The sequence below is a fragment of the Romboutsia sp. 13368 genome (assembly GCF_018336475.1).
In the GTDB taxonomy this organism is placed as follows: Bacteria; Bacillota; Clostridia; order Peptostreptococcales; family Peptostreptococcaceae; genus Romboutsia.
In genome coordinates, this window is the sequence record NZ_CP048741.1 from 2,105,645 (window position 1) to 2,107,723 (window position 2,079).

The 2,079-nt window shown below is 26.1% G+C and carries 4 protein-coding genes; 3 read left to right on the forward strand and 1 reads right to left on the reverse strand.

Translation table 11 applies throughout. The features are described 5' to 3' along the window. Positions 1–217: 217 nt before the first annotated feature. Genes G3997_RS08755 through G3997_RS08765 form a run of 3 tightly spaced genes read left to right on the forward strand, consistent with a single transcriptional unit; the run spans position 218 to position 1,203 of the window. Positions 218–595 (forward strand): sulfite exporter TauE/SafE family protein, encoded by a 378-nt coding sequence (locus tag G3997_RS08755; protein WP_334299831.1) that lies wholly within the window; start codon positions 218–220, stop codon positions 593–595. Further along, positions 595–972 carry a sulfite exporter TauE/SafE family protein gene (locus G3997_RS08760; protein WP_296645400.1) on the forward strand — a complete coding sequence of 126 codons (378 nt, stop codon included), beginning with the start codon at positions 595–597 and terminating at the stop codon, positions 970–972. Before G3997_RS08755 ends, G3997_RS08760 begins: the two co-directional genes overlap by 1 nt. A gap of 21 nt (positions 973–993) precedes the next feature. After that, entirely contained in the window at positions 994–1,203 is a 210-nt protein-coding gene (locus G3997_RS08765) for an aromatic acid exporter family protein (protein ID WP_442971283.1), read from the forward strand. A 62-nt stretch (positions 1,204–1,265) separates the two neighbouring features. Here G3997_RS08765 and G3997_RS08770 read toward each other — a convergent pair whose 3' ends face one another. After that, positions 1,266–1,910, reverse strand: a complete 645-nt coding sequence (locus G3997_RS08770; RefSeq protein WP_296645402.1) for a YigZ family protein — start codon at positions 1,908–1,910, stop codon at positions 1,266–1,268. Between the last annotated feature and the right edge of the window lie 169 nt (positions 1,911–2,079).

A 2,079-nucleotide genomic window follows, 5' to 3' on the forward strand; every position in this document is an offset into this window, starting at 1 on the left:
TTGTAAATAAAATAGATAATGATTTACATATAGTAATGTACAGATGTGCATCAACATGTAGTAGATAAATTCTCTTAAATTAAATACTATAAGTACATAATAAAAAGAAGGTTAATTGGAAATTTTRAGTTAACCTTCTTTTTTATTATATATATTTTTAATAAAAATAACTTCTATAAATATATTTTCAAATTACTGTAAACACTATTAAAAGAAGGTGATTAAATTGAAAAAAAAGCACTTTAATTTTAATATTAAAAATTCTTTAATAGGTATTTTCACAGGTTTTGTTAATGGAATATTTGGTTCTGGTGGTGGAACTTTACTTGTACCTATATTAAATAATATTGTAAAAGTAGAAGAACATAAATCTCATGCAACAGCTTTATCTATAATAATATTTTTAACTAGTGCAAGTTCAGTAATCTACATATCAAAAGGAACATACGATATCTCATTAACTCTAAAAGTAGCTCTTGGAAGTGTAATTGGTGGTATTATAGGTGCTAAGCTTTTATCAAAAGTTACTGGTAAATTTCTTAGAATTTCATTTGGTGCAATAATGATATTAGCATCTCTAAGGATGGTGTTTTAATGTTTTTAACTATAATAGGATTTTTTTCAGGTATTATTGGTGGAATGGGTATGGGTGGTGGAACTATACTTATACCAGCTTTAATACTTTTTGCTCATATCGACCCTAAAATTGCACAAAGCGTAAACTTACTTTCTTCTATACCTATGACTATATTTGCTTTAATAATACATATAAGAAATAAAAATGTAGTATTTTCCTTAGTCATTCCAATAGCTATATTTGGTATACTTGGTGCAGTATTTGGATCATTTGTTGCAAATTATTTATCATCTGAAATATTAAGAAAAGTTTTTGGAATTTTTTTATTAATAATTGGTTGTCTAGAAATTAAAAAGGGGCTATGTGACCATAAAAAAGAAAAGTGTGGAAAATAAAAAATTATGATAAAAATAGGTATGAGAAATATAAAAACTGGCATAGCTGTATTTTTAGCTGCCTTAGCTGGATACATAGGATTAGTACAAACTCCAATCTATACAGTATCCGTTTGTATTTTTTCTATAAAAAATACAATAAAAGAATCTATACAATATTCTAAAGATCGAATATTAGGAACTTTGTTGGGAAGTTNTGACCTATTTTTAGGTCATTTTAAATTTATTTAGTATAAAATTTTGTTTTATTATACATCCGTGTATTCAAAGCTATCTTATTTGTATTCCTATTTTTATAAAATTATATTTCCATTTTGCTCAGATAAATAAAAATCATCCCCTAATGATATTATAGCTGTTGCACTAGTTATATCAGTCATTCTATCAACAAGCTTTTCTACCTCATCTAATCTAGAATAAACTATTATCTCAACATTATCTTCATATACTGTATCTTTAACAAAATAGTTCATACTCATTATTTCATTTTGAACTTTTCCAAGTTGATTATAGTCTATTTTTATTCTAACTTCTTTGTACATTACTTTTTCTATTACTTTAGCTGAATCTATACCTACTTTAGCACCTTTAGTATATGCTCTAACTAGTCCTCCAGCACCTAACTTTACACCACCAAAATATCTTGTTACAACAACTACTACATCTCTTAGATCTTCTTTTTTTATTACCTCTAAAGTAGGTATTCCCGCTGTTCCTTGTGGTTCTCCATCATCACTATATCTTTGTATATTCATAGTTTTTCCAACAGTATATGCCCATACATTATGAGTTGCATCTTTATGCTTTTTCTTTATTTCATTTATAAACTCAACTGCCTCTTCTTCAGTTTTTATAGGCTTCGCATACCCGATAAAAGTAGATTTTTCTATTATAATCTCATCCATTCCAAATTCATGTAGCGTTTTATATGTACTCATTTGTATCCTCCGATTTATCTAAATAAACTTATATTGTTATTATAGCCAATATATTTTTTAGGTACAACTTTAAATAAAATTTGATTTATAATAATAAAAAAGAAAGGAAATTTCCTTTCTTTTTATATACTTTAATTTGTAGCTAATCCACCATCAATATTACTTCTTT